The sequence below is a fragment of the uncultured Aquimarina sp. genome (assembly GCF_947495315.1).
GTDB lineage: Bacteria > Bacteroidota > Bacteroidia > Flavobacteriales > Flavobacteriaceae > Aquimarina.
The window spans coordinates 24,082-46,937 of sequence record NZ_CANLYD010000024.1 but is presented as its reverse complement, the minus strand read 5'-3'; the positions used below and the strand labels follow the sequence as shown (position 1 = coordinate 46,937).

Genomic DNA, 22,856 nt, shown 5'->3' with positions numbered 1-22,856 from the left:
TCGGTAATCCTAGTTTTGCCTATGTAAATACAAGATGAATCTAAAGTGAATGTTGATTTTAGTTCAGTTTACAGGGAGAAAATTGATTTTTAAATATTTCATATGATAAAAAAAATACACCTGAGTACTATACTGTATTTGTTAATTTTTGGTTTATTAATAAGCCCAGTATCTTATGGGTTTTCCTTAAATTATACTATTGAAGAATCTGAGTTTACCAGTTTTGTTGGAGAATTTACTACCATATGGGATACAACGAGGCCAGGTACTTCTGCAGATAATGAAATCACAATTCCTATAAACCCGGCATATACCTATAATTATACGGTTGATTGGGGAGATGGCTCCATAGATACCGGTGTAACAGCAGGTATAACACATACCTATACCACTTCAGGGACATATACAGTCATGATAAGCGGTGATTTTCCGGCTATATATTTTAATGATTCTGGAGATAGACAAAAGATTATAGAGATTCTGGAATGGGGAATTATCGAATGGCAAACAATGGAAAATGCATTTTTCGGGTGTGAAAACTTGAATTTTGATGCAATTGATGCTCCTGATTTATCTAGAGTAACTAGTCTTAAAAATATGTTTCGAGAATGTAGCGTTTTTAATGGTATTGTAAATAATTGGGATATAAGCACTATAACAGATATTTCGGGGATATTTGCCGAAGCTGTAATATTTAATCGGCCATTAGATAACTGGAATACTATCGCAGTTACGGATATGTCATATACTTTTCACAGAGCAAGGCAGTTTAACGAACCTCTTGACAATTGGAATACAGCCTCAGTACTAAATTTGGAATACACTTTTTCTGAAACGAGCAGATTCAATCAAAATATCAATAATTGGGACGTAAGTCAAGTTACCAATATGTCTGGAACATTTAGATATACCGGGAGTTACGATAGGCCATTAAATAATTGGAATGTTAGTAATGCGACGGATATGTCTGGAATGTTTCAAGGTTCTGCATTCAATTTTCCTATTGCTAATTGGGATGTAAGTAATGTGACAACTATGGCTGCCATGTTTAGAGAATCCCAATTTAATCAACCCATAGAATCTTGGGATGTATCCCAAGTTACTGATATGTCATTTATGTTTCACAGACATAGAACTTTCGATCATCCTTTAAATGAGTGGAACGTAAGTAATGTAACTAATATGGCAAGCATGTTTGATGGTTGGATTTGGGGAGCAATTTATAATCAACCTTTAGACCGATGGGATGTAAGCAACGTTACCGATATGAACTATATGTTTAGAGAAAACTCACAGTTTAATCAAGACATTAGTGGCTGGGATGTAACTAATGTCATTAATATGAGAGGTATGTTTCTTGAGGCATTGGTTTTTAATCAAGATATAAGCAGTTGGAACGTAAGCAGCGTAACTAATATGCAGAGCATGTTTCAAGAAACTCCTGTTTTTAATCAGCCTTTGGATACTTGGAATGTTAGCGACGTAACCAATATGTCTGCAATGTTTTTTAGGGCTTCACAGTTTAATTTACCACTTGATAATTGGGATGTGAGTAACGTTGAGAATTTTCAAGATATGTTTTCGAGTTCGGTTTTTAATCAAGATATCAGTGGATGGAATACAGCTTCAGCAACTAATATGAGTACTATGTTTTCCGGTGCTTCAGCCTTTGATCAGAATTTAGCTACTTGGAATATTATCGGTGTTACTAACATGAGTAACATGTTATCTAATAGTGGGATCTCTCAAGAAAATTATGATAACATATTGATTGGTTGGGCAGGACAAGATGTTTTAGATAATGTAAATCTTGGAGCAACAAATCTAAATTATTGCGATGGAAGGAATGCCAGGCAGGATTTGATTGATAATCATAACTGGAATATCACCGGTGATATAGTCAACTGTTCATTTGTATTTTGTACTCAAATAACTTCTCCAGTAGATGGGGATACTAATGTGCCTGCAAATTCTGACATACGATGGGCTCCAGCACCAAACGCTACCGGTTACAGAGTAAGTATCCGAAGAGAAAATGGGGCTACTACTCAAATAATATATGATAATCAAGATTTTGGCAATGTCGTAGGGTTGGATTTTACCAACGAATTTACACCAGGAGATACAGTATATGTTACAGTGGTTCCATATAACGATGAAGGACCAGCTACTGATTGCCCTGAAATCAGTTTTACAGTAGTTGAAAGTTGGGTGAATAGTCCGGAGGCTTATAAAATTACAATAGATACTAGAAACTTAGATAATAATTCTACAGCTGCTAATCAGTACAGATTAGAACTTAATACTGGATATCCGGGTTATTTGACCTATGACTTTTCAGTTGACTGGGGTGATGGTCAATATAATAATAATGTATCTAGTGACATTATTCATACATATTTGACTCCAGGTATTTATACACTATCAATTATAGGTGATTATGCTGCACCATTTCACGGTTCTTCGAATAGGGACAACCTTAAATTGATTTCTCTTGATCAATGGGGAACACAAGTATGGCGAAGTATGCAACAAGCATTCTATTTCTGTGAAAATATGGAATATCTCACTACAGAGATTCCTAATCTCACTCAGGTTACTGATGTATCACGTATGTTTAGAAGAGTAGTGTTGATGAATTCTAATATTAACGATTGGGATGTAAGTAATGTTACCAATATGAGTGATATGTTTTATCAAGCATATGCTTTTAATCAACCTCTAGATAATTGGGATGTAAGCAACGTTACTAATATGAGTAACATGTTTAATACTGCGAATAGTTTCGATCAGTCTTTGGATGGTTGGGATGTAAGTAATGTGACTAGTATGTCTTATATGTTTAGTGGTACGGATGTTTTTAATTCTCCATTAAATTCCTGGAATGTTGTCAATGTTACAGATATGGGTAGAATGTTTAACAGAGCCGAGTTATTTAATCAACCTCTGGATAATTGGGATGTAGTTAATGTTACTAATATGGAAAGCATGTTTGAAAGTGCGGAAGCTTTTAATCAAGATATAGATAGTTGGAATATAGGTAATGTAACGAATATGACCAGTATGTTTGATAGAGCTGTAACCTATAATCAGCCAATGAATTCTTGGAACGTTTCTAACGTGACAACTATGCAAAGCATGTTTTCTAGTGCATCTCAATTTGATCAACCTCTAGACCAATGGAATGTTTCTAATGTTACCACAATGGCTTCTATGTTTAATAGAGCGACAGACTTCAATCAAAATATCGATAGTTGGAATGTAACCAATGTCGTTTCTATGCAACGCACGTTTCGTTCTGCAAGCTCATACAATCAACCGTTGAACAGTTGGAATGTAAATTCGGTGGTAAATATGTCGGAAATGTTTAGCAATGCTTCAAGTTTCGATCAACCCTTAAATAATTGGAATGTAAGCGCAGTGGCTAATATGACATTTATGTTTAATGATGCAATTGTATTTAATCAACCACTGGATAATTGGGATGTAAGTTCTGTTACACTTATGACGTCCATGTTTGAAACGGCTTCAGCATTTAATCAGAATTTGAATCCTTGGGACGTTGGAGTAGTAACGAATATGCAGGCTATGTTTAAAGAAGCTATTGCTTTTGACGAACCATTAAATTCCTGGAATACTCTAGAATTGCAGAATACGCAAGAGATGTTCAGCGGAGCCACTTCATTTAATCAAAATATTGATACATGGAATGTTTCTTTTGTAACTACTATGGAAGAAATGTTTAGAAATGCTATCTCGTATAATCAAACCATGAATTCGTGGAATGTGGCCTCGGTAACAACCATGGAAGGAATGTTTCGAGATGCTACCGCTTTTAATGAAACCATAAATAGTTGGAACGTAAGAGGAGTAACAACAATGGAGTATATGTTTGATGGTGCTACTTCATTTAATCAAACACTAAATAATTGGAGGGTTAGTGGTGTTGAAAATATGAATTATATGTTCAGAGGCGCTACAAGTTTTAACCAGACTTTGAATATGTGGAATATTGGAAACGTGAGTATGCAATCTATGTTTCAAGGAGCAACGGTATTTGATCAGTTTTTAGGTGATTGGAATGTAAGTAGTGTTAACAATATGCTAGATATGTTGGATAATACTGCGTTAACTCGTGAAAATTATGATAGTACATTAATTGCGTGGTCAGAACAGGCATTAACCACAGGTATTAATCTGGGTGCAGAAACACTTCTTTACTGCGAAAGTATTGATGAAAGACAATCTATGATTGATACCTATGGATGGACATTCACAGGAGATATTCGCGATTGTCCTATACCCGTATGTACACAGCTAACATCTCCTGAAGACGGTGATATTGATGTACCCATAAATACAAATCTTGTTTGGGATCCTGTTCTGTATGCTACTGAGTACGTGCTTACCATAACACTTCAACCAAGTGGAACCATAATTAATGAAACTGTTACTACTGAATCGTACGAATTTGTTACCAACGTACTTGTTGGTTCTACTAGCGTAACCGTTCTTATTGAGCCCAGAAATGACGAAGGCATTGCAACGGGTTGTGTTGCAGAAGCATTTTCTCTATCAACAAATCCAGCTACAGTACCAGATTGCACAAGTTTAACAGACCCTATAATTGGTGCTATTGATGTTGTGATAAGTACTGATATTTCTTGGGATGCAATTGCAGATGCAGATGGTTATTTCCTGACTATTAGTAGTTCTACTGGTGGAAACGATATTCTAAATAATGAAGATGTTGGTAATGTCACTTCATATGATTTGACAAATGATTTACCAGAAGATACTGAAATCTTTGTAACATTAATCCCTTACAATGAAGAAGGAAATGCTAGTGGATGTACAGAAGAAAGTTTTACTACTGAGTTAATTCCTGTTGTTCCTTCTTGTACTACTATTTCTGGTCCTTTGAATGGAGCAACTAATGTGGCAATAGATACAAATTTAAGCTGGAATAGTGTAGATAGTGCAACTGGTTATTTAGTTTCTGTTGGAACTACCCAAGGTGGTATTGAAATAGCTAACAATATTGATGTAGGAAATGTAACGATATATGATTTTCCTATAGATCTTAGTGAAAATAGAACTTTTTACGTAACGATTATTCCTTACAATGATGTTGGAGATGCTATTAGTTGCGGAGAAGAAAGTTTTAGGACTGGAGAGTCTACTTTAAATGACCCTCCTCCATGTACAACTCTTTCTATTCCATTAAACGGTGCTATGGATGTAGCTATAAATACAGATATAATTTGGAATGATAGTTTTAATTCTGATGGATACAGATTAACAGTGGGTACAAGTTTCGGAGCAACTGATATTATCAATGATCAAGATGTTGGAAATGTAACAACTTTTGATATACCTACAGATTTACCAGAGGGGACAGAAATATTTGTTACGATTATTCCCTATAACAGTTTTGGAGATGGTGCAGGATGTACAGAAGAAAGTTTTACTACCGAAACCTTAGCCACCATTCCTAGTTGTACTGCGCTATCGATTCCATTAAATGGTACGACTGATATCGCAGTAGATACAGACTTAACCTGGAATTCTATTTCTGATGCTACAGGATACAGATTAACAGTGGGTACAAGTTCCGGAGCAACTGATATTATTAATGATCAAGATGTTGGCAATGTGACCACTTTTGATTTACCGAGTGATCTGCCAGAGAATACTGTAATTTTTGTAACTATTATTCCATACAATGCTGTTGGTGATGCGACAGGATGTTTAGAAGAAAGTTTTGCTACGGAAATATTAGCCACTATTCCTAATTGTACTACGTTATCGATTCCATTAAATGCAACGACGGATATTGCAGTAGATACAGATTTAACCTGGAATTCTATTTCTGATGCTACAGGATATAGATTATCGGTTGGTACAAGTTCTGGAGGTACAGATATTATAAACAACCAAGATGTTGGAAATATTACCACTTTTGATCTATTAGATGATTTGCCAGAGAACACCACAGTTTTTGTAACTATTATTCCATACAATGCTGTTGGAAATGCTACAGGATGTTTAGAAGAAAGTTTTACTACCGAAACGTTAGCCACTATTCCTAGTTGTACTACGTTATCGATTCCATTAAATGGTACGACGGATATTGTAGTAGATACAGATTTAATTTGGAATTCTATTTCTGATGCTATAGGATATAGATTAACGGTAGGGACGAGTTCTGGAGCTACAGATATTATCAATAATCAAGATGTTGGAAATGTTACCACTTTTGATTTACCAAGTGATCTGCCAGAGAATACTGTAATTTTTGTAACTATTGTTCCATATAATGTTGTTGGTGATGCGATAGGATGTTTAGAAGAAAGTTTTACTACAGAAGCGCTAGCCACTATTCCTAGTTGTGCTATGTTATCGATTCCTTCAAATGGAGCTACCAATATTTCTGTAGGTACAGATATAAGTTGGAATAGCATTTCTGATGCTACAGGATATAGATTATCGGTTGGTACAAGTTCTGGAGGTACAGATATTATAAACAACCAAGATGTTGGCAATGTGACGACTTTTGATTTATCAGGTGATTTACCAGAGAACACCACAATTTTTGTAACTATTATTCCATATAATACTGTTGGAGATGCAACTGGATGTCCTGAAGAAAGTTTCACTACAGAAGATCCAATAATTGTGATAGAGGATGATACTAAATACGGATTTTCTCCTGATGGAGATGGAATAAATGAGTTCTGGGAAATCGATGGTATAGAAAACCATCCTGAAAATACCGTTTCAATTTACAATCGTTGGGGAGATATGGTATTCGAAATTTCTGGATATAATAATACATCAAGAGTTTTCAGAGGAGATGCTAATCGTTTGACCAATCTGGGAGGCGGTGAATTACCAGAAGGCACCTATTTCTTTGCTATTAACATCTCCGAAAGTAATTCCCTAAAGAAACTAAAAGGCTTTTTAGTTTTAAAACGATAATCTTATGACTAAATATATATATCTGATATTGACAATACTAATTTTGTCACTAACTAATAGTTCTATACAAGCTCAGCAAACACCAGTTTTTGCTGATTATTATTATAATCCAGTGTTAATTAATCCTGCTCATTCAGGATACAATCCAGAAACAGAAATAAGTATCAGTAATTTTGGTTATCTAAATGAATTCGAAGGAAGCCCGAGAACGTTCTCAGGAATTCTTAATACAAGTGTATTTGATGATAATGTTGGAATTAGTGGAGGTTTTATAAGCGATCAAATTGGAGTGACATCGGCAACAACAATTTTTGCATCGTATGCGTATAAAATATTATTGGATGAGAATTACAATCGAGCGAGATGGTGGAATTATAATCCAAATGTGTTATCGTTTGGTCTTACTACAGGAGTACTGTTTTTTAATGAAGATCTAACAAGATTAAATATACAAGGGGACCCAAATTTTGAAAATGATGTGAATGTAACTGTTCCAACTTTTGGTTTTGGAGTTTTGTATAACCATAATAAACTCTATATTGGATTTTCGGTTCAAAATTTATTTTCTGATAGTATCGCGTCTGATCAGAATGTAAACATTCAAACGCCTTATTATGTATACGGAGGTTATAGATTATACCTCAATAGATTTGAAGAAATACGAATACAACCAAGTATGCTGGTTAAGTTTGAAGCAGATGCACCTGCTCAGTTTGATTTTAATGTATCTGCAAATTATAAAAATAGAATAGAGATTGGAGCTGGTTATCGCAGTAGTTCATCATTTAATGGACTAGTAGGACTCTATTTTTTAAAAAATTGGCGTTTTGCATATAATTACACTGCTTTTGGCAACGATACTCCTTTTAATAATACCAATGGTTTTATTCTTACCTATAGAGGAGGTGAAGGATTTTAATGATTAGATAGTTAGATTCCTTGGTGTGTTTTATGAGTTTAAAATTTAAAGATTAGCATACTAATCTAAAGCATGGATATAGATACGGAGATTTTAATTTTACTCAATTTAAGGATTAATGGTTTTAAGATATTTTGATGAACTGATGTGTTATCTGTGTAAAGCTTGTGTGTCAATACCTTTTTTTTAACTCTTTGTTAATATTTTAACTAACTGAAAAACAGGTTTTTGTATTTATTTACCCCTAAAAGTGTATTATAGAAATCTTATTTAGTCATAATATTACATTGATTAAATTATAATACTTTTACGATGACTCGCACACATCTTGATACAGTGAATTTATTAAGTATAGATAATGTTTACATTACCAAGGGAGGCCCCCTTGGATGTTGAGGAATAAGTAAATATTTTAGTATATCGTGTAAATAAAATATTATAAATGAATGATATACTAAAAACGAATAATACTAGTTAATAAAACATCGTCTAAATGACTACCCTTTTTGGACGTAAAATAATAAGATTTGCAGATTTCTCCATTAAAAAAGGAGAATAAAATAAAGGCTTTAATCAGAAATTGGGAATTAAATTATTAAGTAAAAATTAAAACAAATCTATGAATTTTAATAGCTTCAGAAACCAATAATCTGTATTAAAAAAAGCAAGTAGTAAATATCGATTTCTAAATTCTATCTCCCACCCTTCCGGAATTTGGATATATCATTTTTAAATGTTGGATCGTACCAGAAGAATTTCTGGCTCGTTAGTAATGGTTATAGACCAGCTTAGATGTATTAGTCTAACTTAATGGGTTTTAGCATAGCATAAAACTTCAGTGAGTTAATCACAATATGGCTTGTCAACTATCTATTGCTAACAGTTTGGCCTATATCTTCTTTGGGTAAATAGTATGTATAGAAACCTATTATAGTTATTACTATTTGGGTTGCGTACATCATTTGATTTGAAAATAATAAAATAACACACAATTAAACTTAATTATGAAAATGTACTACACACACAAAAAACATTTTTCTGCTAATCAATTATTCTGGTTAGCTATGCTATTATTTATTTGGGTGGGCGGAACCGCTCAAACGGTCGTCCAAAACCACGGAAGATTAAAAGTTCAAGGCAATAGGATTGTCGACAAGAATAATCAAGAAGTCAGCCTCGCGGGTAACAGTCTCTTTTGGAGTAATGCAGGAGACACCTCTGATTTCTATGATGCCGAGACTGTATCACATCTAGCAAGTGATTGGAACAGCTCGATCATTCGTGTTGCTATGGGTGTAAAAGAAAGCTGGGATGGAGGAACTGGTTATATAGATAGTCCTAATTTTCAAAAAAATAAAATTCGCAAAGTAATTGATCAGGCTATTACAAGTGGGATATATGTAATTATTGATTGGCATACCCACGAAGCGGAAGATTATACTTCTGAAGCTGCAGATTTCTTTAAAGAGATGGCTTCTATCTATGGCAATCGACCAAATGTGATCTACGAGATCTATAATGAACCTATAAATCAATCATGGTCTACAGTAAAAAGTTATGCTGAAACCGTAATTGCAGCGATTAGATCAGAGGATCCTGATAATTTAATCATAGTGGGGTCACCAACCTGGTCTCAGGATGTTGATATTGCTTCGAATAACCCTATAAATGACCCTAATACTGCTTATACACTGCATTTTTATTCTGGTACACATACGCAGTTTTTAAGAAATAAAGCACAAACTGCACTTAATAATGGAGTAGCTCTCTTTGCAACCGAATGGGGAGCAGTTAATGCTAATGGAGACGGTAACGCAGATGTTGCTGAAACAGAAAGATGGATGCAGTTTTTTAAAGACAATGGCATAAGTCACGTGAATTGGGCAGTAAGCGATAAATCAGAAGGATCATCCATTGTACAGCCAGGTCAAGGAATCAACGGATTGAAGAATAATCAATTGACGTCAACCGGGGTTTTTATCAAAGATATTATCAAGAACTGGTCAGGAGATGTTGTAGATCCTGATCCAAGCGGAACGATCAATTGTAATACGGTAGCTTGTATCAGAAATGCAATGCAAAATGCTCAACCAGGAGATGAGATCATAATTGCTCCTGGAACCTACGAAGCTCCAGACAAAATAAATATAGGAGGAAGAGCTGCCAGATATGCATCAAACAAGAATGGTACAGCTTCAAACCCTATTATTATGAGAGCACAAAATCCGTCAAATCCTCCAATATTAAAAGGTGAAGATGGAAAGTATGATGGCTATGTATTGCATATGTTAGGTGATTATTGGCAAATAAAAGATATCATTTTCGAAGAAGGTTCTAAAGGAATTGTCTTTGATAATGCCAATCGTGGGCTCTTGGAAAATGTAACTGTACGAGAATTAGGAGAAGAAGGGATTCACTTAAGAGATGGATCTAGTTTTAATTTGATTAAAGATAGTAGGGTATATAATGTTGGTATTAAAAAACCAGGAATTGGTGAAGGTCTATACGTAGGATCAGATAAGGGTCAACACGATCAATATGAAAGAGAATGTAATAATAATACGATTGATGGTTGTATTGTTGGTCCTAATGTTACCGCTGAAGGAGTAGATGTAAAAGAAGGTACGAAGAATACAATTATTCGTAATTGTACGTTCTCTGCAGATGGTATTTCTGGAGAAAATAGTGCTGACGCGTTTATTGACCTAAAAGGAGCGTATGGTTTTGTGTATAACAATACTTTTAATCGAGATGGATCTAACATTCTTAACGCCGGAGTTGACTTCTTAGATCGAGGAACAGGATTTAATACCGGTTTTAGAAATGCTATTTTTGATAATACTTTCAATTTAGGTAGTAGAGCAAATGAAATCCCAACTGCTCGAAAAAAACAAGGAGATCCTTCAGAAATTCACGTATGGGATAATACACGTAATCCGAATTCACCAGATTTTCCAATCAGTGATGGGACAACAAATTTTGTAACAGAATCTTGCCCAAGCTGGAATATTGTTCCTTGTTCTGGAGGAGGTAACCAAGACCCTTCGGTAAGTATTACTTCTCCTTCTAATGGTGCTAATTTTGATACAGGAGCAAATATTCAGATCAACGCTAATGCGAGTGATCCTGACGGATCGGTAACCAAAGTAGAATTTTTTAGAGGAAGCTCGAAATTAGGTGAAGACACCAGCGCTCCTTATTCTTACACAATTAATAATGCCCAAGCTGGGAATTACAACTTAACTGCTAGAGCAACAGATAATGATGGAGCGACTAAAACTTCCAGTAATGTAAATATTTCTGTATCTACTGATACAGGAGGTAATCAAACACCAGCAATATCTTTTCAAACACCTTCCGGTAACCTAACAGTAGATGAAGGGTATACTAGTCTTTATATCAAAGTAAATGCCTCAGATAGTGATGGAACTATAGATAATGTAAAACTATATATCGATGGAAGTTTTGTAAGACAAGAAAATTTCGATCCTTATGAATGGGGACACAATACATCACCTAACCCAGGAGAGACAACTGGTTTAGCAGTGGGTAATCATGTGTTTAGAGCAGTAGCTACAGATAATGAAGGAACTACGGCTGAAACTACTTTTACGTTAACAGTGAAAAGTGAAAATACAGGTGGTGGTAATGACTGTTCTTTTGGTGCGCCACTTAATAGTGCATTACCGGCATTTGATGGAGTATCTTTTTCCGAAGTACATGTTCTAGGAAGTGGAGGTCCAGCTTTAAACAATTTTAGAAAATTCAGTATTAATTGGAATCCACAATACAATGGATTATATCAATTTGCAATGAATACCAATAACGGTGTGCCAAATTATTATGTAGACCTAAGACCTTTTAGTACTACTGAATTTAATACGAGTAATCCTGAAGTAACCATAAACAATTCTGGATTTAGTGGTTTAGACGGTTCTTATTGGGTAGCAAAGGATGGAGCTAATTTCGTTATGGTTTCTAAGAATGGAGGCTTTACGATATATTTCAGTAATTCTGCTACTCCTCCTAATTGTAATGATAATAAAGAACCTGTAGATCAGGATAAATTATCAAACATTAAGCTATTCCCAAATCCGGTAAGTGATAATATCCTAAATGTAACAGGTATTGCTCAGGAAAAATCAACATTAGAGGTTGCAGATATGCAAGGAAAGGTTGTGATTCAAAAATTTATCGAAAATACTGAAGCAGGTTTGGATGTTTCTAATCTTAAATCTGGCGTGTATGTCCTAATCATAAAAGGATTAAAATTCAGAAAATCTATGCTGTTTACTAAGCAATAATTTGTCTTAGCCAATATAATCATCAAGTAGTTATAGAAACTACTTGATGATTATTCTAATAATTCAAATACACACACAATGAATTACAAATACATAAAAAAAAGTATTATACTAGTTTTGATGGGCTATACTTCTATGTTACTTGCTCAGGAGAATTATGTATATCAAAATGATTTTGATGATATAAGATTGGGCCCTATAAACAAAGAGGAATCAAAAACCCTTTTAAAGTTTAATTCTTGTAACGGATGTGATGAGGGCTTCCTGAGAAGCATTCCCAGCGATAGAGGTTCTGGAAATTGTTTAGAGGTTAAGTTTCCAAAAGATAAATCGACACCATCTGATAGTGGTATAAATGGAAAAATATTTTTTGATGTGTCTGATTCACCTACTGGTGAAGGATATAGAGAATTATATGTAAGTTTTTGGGTGAAATTTCTAGGAGATTTTGATTTTGTTAAAGGAGGCAAAATTCCAGGTCCTGGTGGTAGAATGAACGGTCAGGATATGTCCTTACGATTAATGTGGCGAGAGGAAGGTAAAATAGAATTTTACCCACATTACAATACTCAGATCGATCAACAAACGAGGATTTGGTGGAATAATCAATCAGTAGGGCAAGTTAAATTTGAGACAAATAAATGGCATCATATAGAGATGCATTATAAACTGAATACACTAGGGAATGATGATGGAATCATGGAAGGCTGGATTGATGGTGTTAAAGCTGCTGGTTTTTATAATGTTGATGATTTTATTGTGGATAGTGATGATGTAGGCTTATTAATGAATCATTTTTATTTCTCAACCTTTTTTGGAGGAAGTAGTAATAGTTCCTGGTGGGCTAATGATGATGAATTAGCACTGTTTGATGATTTCATTGTATCTACTAGTAGAATTGGTAATTCAGGAGGAAATGGTGGAGATGGAGGAGACGAAAACGAAGCTCCAATAGTCCAATTGACATCGCCAGCAACAAATAATGAAAGCTACACCCTCGGTGAAACAATTACACTAAGAGCGAATGCGTCGGATCCTGATGGTAGTATTGATAAAGTAAATTTTAAAATTAATGGGGCCTATTATGGATCAGATTCTTCAAGTCCATACAGCGTTATCTGGACTCCTTCCGAAGCAGGAACGTATGTAATTGCTGCGAGAGCTTTTGAAGAAGATCAGGAAGGTCTATCGAGCGAAACTTCAAGAACAGTGATTGTATTAGATGATGACGGAGGAGATACCGGAGGAGGTAGTTGTTCTTTTAATACACCGGTTTCTAATAGTATATCGAATATTCCTAAAACCTCTTTTACAGAAGTTCATGTGTTGGGAAATAATGGTCCTTCGTTCAGTAATTTTAGAAAATTTACAATTAACTGGAACGCTGGGAACAATGGATTGTATCAATTTGCAATAAATACTAATAATGGGGTTCCTTCTTATTATGTAGATCTAAAAAACAAACTAACTCATACACTTGGACAATCAAATCCTTCTATAACAATTAATAATTCTGGGATATCAGGGTTAGATGGTTCCTATTGGGTCACCAGAGATGGAGATAGTTTTGTAATGGTATCAAAAACAGAAGGATTCACTTTATACTTCAGTAATGATGATCAAGCACCTTCTTGTACCGGCAGAGCTAGACCGAATACCGTAAATAAAGATTCATTTTCTTACTATCCAAACCCTGTTAATAATTCCATTTTTATGAATGGTGTGGACGCATCTGTTCATGAAATAGTGATTTATAGTATAAACAGTCAGGTAGTTAAGTCTGTAAAATCAGGTAAGGAAGAGTCAATTTCTATTGATGTAGAATTATTAAGCAAAGGCCTTTATTTTATTGAGTTAAGGTCATCAAATAAAGAAACAAGGAGATATAAAATGATTAAAAACTAAAAAAAGACTATTACAAAGAATTAACTAACAAAACTCACACACACAATGAGAATACTTAAAACTACTAACGGATTTTTCCTACTATGCGTTTTATTCGTACTTGGAAATACAAATGCACAAAACTGCAATACTATAATCGATGTCGATTTTAATAATTGGAATAACAGACGATACTCTATTGCTGATATTAAAAGTGACTTTAATAACAAAGTAAAACCTTGGACTGCATCTACCTATAGAGGGGTAGAAGGCCCTGGTGCTGCGGGTAATTTGATAGAAAACACTCCACAGGAGACTAGAATTGTCAATGGAACTTTACGAGCACAGTATTTAAAGAATGATGCCTCAGGTAGATCCGGTGGTTTTCTCTTCGATCCTTATTTTGATGCTGTAGATGAAGCCTATTTAGAGTACAAAGTAAAATTCGATGATAATTTCTTCTGGGCTACAGGTGGGAAATTACCTGGGTTAGGAGGATCTACTAGAGGAGTAAATAGTGAAACCACAGGTAGAGGCGCTATTCCGTCCGGGTGTAAATATAATTCAGATGGATGGTCCGCACGGTTGATGTGGAGAAGAAATAGAGCGCAAACTAATGCACCTTACCTTATTTTATATAGCTACTTTGCCGATAAGACAAATGGACAACCAAGAAAGGATGGAGATTGTGGAGATGGAAAAAGAATTTTTTCTAATCTGAAGGATGACAAGTGGTATACTATCCGTCAATATATCAAAATGAATACACCCGGACAAAGAAACGGTACTGTGATCATGTGGATCGATGGAGTAGAAACGTATCGTGATAATAATGCCAAAATTCGTAACTCGGGTAAAAATAACTTAAAAATAAATGCCCTTATTATGAATACGTATCGTGGAGGGAAGAGAACAGATCCCGTTTGGCATTCTCCAAGAACAGAATATACTTTTTTCGATGATTTTAAAGTTTGGACAGGATGTGGTAATCCACCGGGAGGAGGAGAGAACAAACCACCCCAAGTCGCATTGACAAATCCATCATCAAATAATCAGGAATTCACATTAGGTGAAACAATTACATTAAGAGCAACTGCTTCGGATCCTGATGGTAATGTAGATAGGGTTAATTTCAAAGTAAACGGCGGATATTATGGTCAAGATTATACTGCCCCATATACGAATTCTTGGACACCAACTTCGGCTGGGACCTATACAATAGGCGCTAGAGCTTTTGAAGCAGGACAAGAAGGTCTTTCTACAGAAGTATCAAGAACAGTAATTATTAAAGCAGCAACTAGTAACCAGGCTCCAAATATTTCTTTTGCTTCTCCATCAGGGAATATAACAGTACAAGAAGGATACGACCTTACTATTGTTGCTAATGCTTCGGATTCTGATGGTAGTATTTCTAACGTAAAACTGTATATCAATAATAGTTTAGTACGCCAGGAAAGTTATGCTCCTTATGAATGGGGTCACGATGGTTCTCCGAATCCACAAGAGGTGAACGGACGCTCTGCGGGAGTGTATACGGTAAAAGCAGTTGCTACAGATAATGAAGGCAAAACAGCTGAAGCAACTTTTACTTTAACAGTTCAAGGTACCGACACTGGTGGTGGAGGTGACAATTATTCATTTGGAACTCCGGTGAATAGTGGTTTAAGCGCTATGGACAAAATATCTTATTCTAATGTTCATGTTTTAGGAACTGATGGGCCTAAATTAGGTAACTTCCGAAAGTTTACTATTAATTGGGTACCTGCTAATAATGGGTTATATCAATTCGCTATTAATACGAATAATGGATCTCCAGATTGGTATGTAGACTTTAAAAATACCATGACATATCAGCTTAAAAACGCAAATCCAGAAGTAACGCTTAATAATACTGGTTTTGAAGGTCTCGATGGATCCTATTGGGTTGCTAGGGATGGAGCTAATTTTGTGCTGGTTTCTAAAACCAAGGATTTCACTTTATACTTTAGTAATTCATCATCTCCTCCTGGTTGTAACCGATCATCAGGTCTTGAAGAAATTGAAGATAAAATGTTAGTATATCCTAATCCGGTAAAAGGAAATATCCTTAATATTAGAGGGTTGTCTACAAAGTACAAAGTGCTACAAGTGGTAGATCTTCAAGGACGAATTATCAAAGAGTTTAATTCTAAAAATACGACAGAAACTATGGACATCTCCGAACTTCCCTCAGGTCCATATTTACTGATTAACAGAAGTAAGAACTCTAAACAATCCTTATTGTTTGTGAAATAAGGATTTGTAAATGCCCATAATCTAACCTGTTATACATAGGTTGATCTTTTCATCGATCAACCTATGTATAATAATAACACCATGAATTATGAAAAACTATGAAATTAGAAATATTGCTTTTCTGGTAATGTTTCTATTAGCGGGGTTTTATGCACATAGCCAAGTACTTTGGTACGGGGACCCTAATAAAAGTGTTAAAAGCAGCTTCAGAAGATTTGATTCTGGTAATGCTGGTGATAATTGCAGTAATCAATCAAATAACACATCTACAGCTACAACCACAACCGATTCGAAATACGGAAAAGTGTGGAGAATTCGTAAACCCAAAGGACAAAAGAGAGGAGAATTTGCCAGAACTACAGGCACAGTTAATAATTATACGCCCAAGGATGGCGATGTAGTATATTTCGGATGGCGATGGAAAATAGAGTCAACGCCTAACATTAACAATGGTATTGCTGTTTGGCAATGGAAAACCGATGCCGGTAATCAAAATAATACCCAAAACTATCCTCTTAATATGGGATATGGAAATGGAAACCTGAGTCTAAGTGCTTGGGGACCTTGCTATCCATCTTGGAATTCTTGTAGCGGATCTATTAGCAAGCGCAAAACTACCTTATGGAATAAATCTATTCCAGAAAATACTTGGGTGAGTTTTGTCATAAAAATGAAATTATCCAGAAATAAAAATGTAGGATATGTAGAATTCTGGTATAATGGAGAGAAACAAACTTTATCAAATTCTGGATTCCAGGATTATCAGGTAACACTATCTTCAGATAAAAAGAGAGCATATCACAAGACGTTTGATGGAAGTGTGGTATATGCAAAATGGGGTGCATATAATTCTAATGCATGTAACTTTGATGTTAGCACATATTATGATGAAATGAGAGTTGCTAAAACGCTGGCAGAGGCAACTCCTTCTGGTACTTCTTCCGGTTCTAATAAGCCTCCGGTAGTTTCGTTTAAAACTCCTACTAGTAATCTAATGGTAGATGAAGGATATGATTTAAATGTAGAAGTAAATGCAAGTGATCCGGATGGTAGTATTTCTAATGTGAAATTATATGTAAACAATGCATTAGTAAGACAAGAGAATAGAGCTCCCTATGAATGGGGTCACGATAGTTCACCCAATCCTAATGAACTTAATGGAAGAACGCCAGGAACTTACACAATAAAGGCTGTTGCTACGGATAACAAAGGTAAAACAGCAGAAAAATCATTCACATTAACAGTTAGAGAGAATAATCCGGGTAATCAAGCTCCAAATGTTTCTTTTGCTTCACCATCTGGTAATATTACAGTACAAGAAGGATATGACCTTACAGTGAGAGCCAATGCTTCAGATGCTGATGGTAGTGTCTCTAATGTAAAACTGTATGTCAATAATAGTTTAATACGTCAGGAAAGTTATGCTCCTTATGAATGGGGACATGATGGTTCTCCTAATCCACAAGAGGTGAACGGACGTTCTGCCGGAGTATATACGTTTAAAGCGGTAGCAACAGATAATCAAGGACAACAAAGTGAAGCGACATTTGTCTTAACTGTACAAAGCGCTGACACTGGAGGAGGTGACAATTGCTCATTTGGAACTCCGGTAAATAGTGGTTTAAGCGCTATGGACAAAACATCTTATTCTAATGTTTATGTCTTAGGAACTAATGGCCCTAAATTAGATAACTTCCGAAAGTTTACTATTAATTGGGTGCCTGCTAATAATGGGTTGTATCAATTAGCGATTAATACTACAGATGGATCACCAGATTGGTATGTTGATTTTAAAAATACCATGACATATCAGCTTAAAAACGCAAACCCAGAAGTAACGCTTAATAATACTGGTTTTGCTGGATTGGATGGATCATATTGGGTTACCAGAAATGGAGATGATTTTGTCATGGTTTCAAAAACCAAAGATTTTGCATTGTATTTCAGTAACTCATCGCAACAAGCATCTTGTAGTGATAGAAGCAACGGTGTTGAGGTATCAAAAGAAGCTGCAATAGTGGCATTCCCAAATCCGGTAGATAATGAAATCCTGAATATTTCAGGTATGAAGGACGGGCTTTCGACAATTGAGATCGCAGATTTTTATGGAAAAGTAATCCATCACCAAACTGAAAAATCAAATAACGCACAGGTAAATGTGTCTAATTTACCTTCAGGATCGTATATCCTTATGGTCAAGAGTTTAAAATCAAGGAAGGCTATACTTTTTACAAAACAATAATTATTAACCATTTATATAACTCACACAAACATGAAAAATCACTTTAAATACACAAATGGAATGAAAGCATTCCTTGTGTTTAATCTATTGCTCTTAGGTATCAGTTTTTCTGGTATTGCAGGAGAAAAAGTAAATGAAGAAACCAATATTGTTAAAAAGGAATTATATTTTAATAACTTCTTTAACAATCGTCCTTCAGTATCTATTACGGGAATTAATAACTCATATTCCACAGGAGCTAACATAAGCGTAAACATTAATGCGAATGATTCTGACGGAACCATCACAAAACATGAGGTTTTCGTAAATGGAAATTTGGTAGATACCGATGGAACAAATTATACGCCTCATCAAATATCGAATGTCCAAGCAGGAAGCTATACGGTTAAAGTAGTAGTGACTGACAATGATGGTGCTACTGATGAAGACACCAAAAGTTTTACAGTAACGGGTTCTGGTGGTGGCGGAGATAATTGTGATGCTGCATACGAAGAGAAAAATGGACTTGTTGTTATTGAAGCAGAAAACCTATCTGCTTCAGGAAATTGGCAAAAAAAGAGTGCAATATCAGGATTTACAGGAGGAGGTTATATAGAATGGACAGGTCCTGATCATTTTAATGACCCTGGTAATGGAGTGATCAATACAAAGATTAAGATCAATACTGCTGGGCGGTATAAGTTCCTTTGGAGATCTAAAGTAGGGGAAGGAGATAGCGCTACAGAAGCAAATGACACTTGGTTAAAATTTCCGGATGCCAGTGAATTTTATGGACAAAAAGGTAGTGAAAGGGTATATCCTAAAGGATCTGGTCAAACACCTAATCCGGAAGGAGCAAGTGGAGAAGGATATCTCAAAGTATATTCTACAGGAACTACAAACTGGACCTGGACCACAAAAACAAGTGATAATGATCCTCACGATATCTTCGTGGAGTTTGATTCACCTGGGGTATATACAATGCTAATATCAGGTCGTTCCAAACATCATATTGTAGATAGAGTTACATTAAATCGTACAAGTGTAAATGCTACAAACTTGTCTCTACAAGAAACTACTTGTGATGATAATGGTGGTGGAGGCAATAATGGTAGTGCATCGATTACCGGCGAGCGAAAAAAATGGCATAAAGTAACACTAACTTTTAATGGACCTAATACTTCAGAAACCGCTGGTGATAATCCATTTTTAAATTATAGGTTAAATGTAACGTTTACACACCAAAGTGGTTCCCCATCGTATGTGGTTCCTGGTTATTATGCTGCGGATGGAAATGCAGGACAGACATCTGCATCAAGCGGTAACAAATGGAGAACCCATTTTGCACCAGATAAAACAGGAACTTGGAACTATTCGGTTTCCTTTAGAAAAGGAAGTAATGTAGCTGTAAATGATGGTACGAATGCAGGTACTGCAGCTGGATTTATGAATGGAGAAACAGGATCATTCAATATTAATGCATCGGACAAATCAGGTAGAGATTTTAGATCAAAAGGTCGCCTGCAATATGTAGGAGAACATTACCTGCGCTTTGCAGAGACTGGTAAGTATATGATCAAACAAGGATCTGATTCTCCAGAAAACTTATTAGCATATAGCGATTTTGATAATACACCTAATGCAGGTAATAGAAGAAAGAATTATGCACCTCATATAGGAGATTGGGATTCTGGTGACCCTACCTGGAAGAGTGGTAAAGGAAAAGGATTGATTGGAGCAGTAAATTATATTGCTAGTGAAGGGCTAAATGCCATGTCATTCCTTACTATGAATATAAACGGAGATGACGAAAATGTATATCCATATGTAGGAAGCAATCAACGCACTCGAATGGATGTTTCTAAGTTAGCGCAGTGGGCTATTGTTATAGAGCATATGCAGCATAACGGAATTTTTGCACATTTTAAAACGCAAGAAACAGAAAACGAAATGTTACTAGATAATGGTAATGTAGGAACACAACGTAAATTATACTATCGTGAATTAATCGCCAGATTTGGACATAATTTGGCATTAAATTGGAACCTGGGTGAAGAAAATGGAACTTTTGGCAGTACCAATCAAAGTACTGCGCAGAGAAGAGCTATGACCCGTTATTTCTGGAACAATGATCCATATCGTCATCATATAGTTATTCATAATGCACCTTCTTTTCTTCCGGATGATTTGCTAGGAAATACTTCGAACCTTACTGGGCTTTCTTTACAAACCAATAAGGCCAATTTTAGTAATGTTTTTGGTTGGGTAAAAGAATGGGTGGATAATTCTAGAAATGCCGGAAAAAAATGGGCTGTAGCCTGTGACGAACCAGGTGATGCTCAGCATGCAATTCGCCCGGATAATGACGCTGGAAATTCTCATACCGATGGTAGAAAGAATGCCATGTGGGGTACACTACTTGCCGGTGGATGGGGTAATGAATGGTATTTTGGATATGGGCATACTGATTCTGATCTTTCTTTGCAGAATTTTAGAAGTCGCGATAAATGGTGGGACTATGGTCGTCATGCAATCCGATTTTTTGATATAGCAGATCTTCCATTAACACAAATGCGAAATAACAACTCATTATCTTCTAATAACAACGATTATTGCTATGCAAAACAAGGAGAAGCCTATGTTGTATACTTAAAAAATGGAGGATCAACAAGTCTTAATTTAAACGGACAAAGCGGACAATTTACAGTAAAGTGGTATGATCCCCGTAATGGAGGTAACTTAAGAAATGGATCCGTAACCAGTGTAAATGGTGGAGGAAATAGATCTCTAGGAAACGCTCCTAGTAATGGAAGTCAGGATTGGGTAATCCTAATTACTAAAAATGGTACAGATCCAACAGAAAATACACCTCCAACAGTATCGTTGACGAACCCTTCTCAAAACAATCAGGTATACATGCTAGGAGAAACCATTTCCTTAAGTGCCAATGCATCAGATGCTGAGGGAGGTATTGAAAAAGTGAACTTTAAAATTAATGGGTCATTTTTCAAACAGGATCAAACTGCGCCTTATGGAGCATCTTGGACACCAACAGTTGCAGGAACGTATACGGTTGGAGCTAGAGCTTTTGAAGGTGGACAGGAAGGGCTTTCTACAGAAGTATCCAGAACAGTAATCATTAAGGAAGAAACTGGCAATCAAGCACCACAAGTCTCATTCACCAATCCTTCTGGTAATCTTACCGTGGATGAAGGTTATGATTTAACAGTGCTCATAAATGCCAGTGATGTAGATGGAACTATAGCAAACGTAAAACTGTATATCGATAATGTTTTAGTGCGTCAGGAAAATTTTGCGCCATACGAATGGGGTCATGATACCTCGCCTAATCCACAAGAAGTTAATGGATTAGCAGTCGGAGTGCATACATTTAAAGCGGTTGCAACTGATAATGATGGTGCTACTAGACAGACAACTTTTACTTTAACCGTTAAAAGTCAAGATACTGGTGGCGGATCTAACTGTTCTTTCGGAACTCCAATTAATAACGGCATAAGCGCTCTGGATAAAGTCACTTTTAGCAACGTGCATGTGTTGGGAACTGATGGACCTAAATTAGGTAACTTCCGAAAGTTTACAGTTAATTGGGTGCCTCAAAATAATGGATTGTATCAGTTTGCTATCAATACCAATAATGGATCACCTGACTGGTATGTAGATTTTAGCGATGCAATGACGTTCCAGTTACAGAATGCACAACCAGAAGTTACGTTAAATAATACAGGATTTGAAGGATTGGATGGATCGTACTGGGTAGCAAGAGATGGTGATAATTTTGTGTTGGTTTCTAAGACAAAAGATTTCACTATTTACTTCAGTAATTCTGCGACAGCACCTACTTGCAATCGTGCAAAACCCGAAAATGATTTGGTACAGATCAAAGTATTTCCGAATCCGGTGGTAGCATCTTCGTTTACGGTTTCAAGAATGTCTTCAGAATTAAAGACGCTCCAAATAGTAAGTCTCGATGGACGTCTAATAAAAGAGATAAGTACTAAAAATGAAACCGAAGTTTTAGAGGTTTCAGAACTACCTTCAGGTTCTTATTTTTTATTAGTAAAATCAGTGAGGTTCGAAGAGTCATTATTGTTTGTAAAAAAATAGAATTGACTTAATGATTACCAGGATATTTCAATGGATTAAGTATCCTGGTTTTTAAATTTTCAAAGAAAGAATATACCATTGTAAAGATAGTATAAGGTTTTACTCAATTTTGATAAAAACGATATCACTTTCTAGTCGTAATATCACA

Annotated in this window: 7 protein-coding genes; all 7 read left to right on the top strand. The window is 35.6% G+C overall.

Annotated features, from left to right (window positions below; genetic code table 11):
• The first annotated feature begins 102 nt into the window (after positions 1-102).
• On the top strand, positions 103-6,981 hold the full coding sequence (locus Q0910_RS27180) for a BspA family leucine-rich repeat surface protein (RefSeq protein WP_299223616.1): 6,879 nt from the start codon (positions 103-105) through the stop codon (positions 6,979-6,981).
• 4 nt (positions 6,982-6,985) lie between these two features.
• On the top strand, positions 6,986-7,900 hold the full coding sequence (locus Q0910_RS27175) for a PorP/SprF family type IX secretion system membrane protein (protein WP_299223614.1): 915 nt from the start codon (positions 6,986-6,988) through the stop codon (positions 7,898-7,900).
• A 1,004-nt stretch (positions 7,901-8,904) separates the two neighbouring features.
• A complete protein-coding gene (locus Q0910_RS27170; RefSeq protein ID WP_299223612.1) occupies positions 8,905-12,204 on the top strand; it encodes a cellulase family glycosylhydrolase in 3,300 nt (1,099 codons plus the stop codon).
• Between the two features lie 78 nt (positions 12,205-12,282).
• Complete coding sequence (locus tag Q0910_RS27165) at positions 12,283-14,109, top strand: polysaccharide lyase (protein ID WP_299223610.1); 1,827 nt, start codon at positions 12,283-12,285, stop codon at positions 14,107-14,109.
• 45 nt (positions 14,110-14,154) lie between these two features.
• Positions 14,155-16,362: a polysaccharide lyase gene (locus tag Q0910_RS27160; protein WP_299223608.1), complete on the top strand. Its 2,208-nt coding sequence runs from the start codon at positions 14,155-14,157 to the stop codon at positions 16,360-16,362.
• An 88-nt stretch (positions 16,363-16,450) separates the two neighbouring features.
• The gene (locus Q0910_RS27155; RefSeq protein ID WP_299223606.1) at positions 16,451-18,604 is read left to right on the top strand and encodes an Ig-like domain-containing protein; all 2,154 of its coding nucleotides are present in this window, start codon (positions 16,451-16,453) and stop codon (positions 18,602-18,604) included.
• Between the two features lie 30 nt (positions 18,605-18,634).
• Positions 18,635-22,708, top strand: a complete 4,074-nt coding sequence (locus tag Q0910_RS27150) for an Ig-like domain-containing protein (protein ID WP_299223604.1) — start codon at positions 18,635-18,637, stop codon at positions 22,706-22,708.
• Positions 22,709-22,856 lie beyond the last annotated feature (148 nt).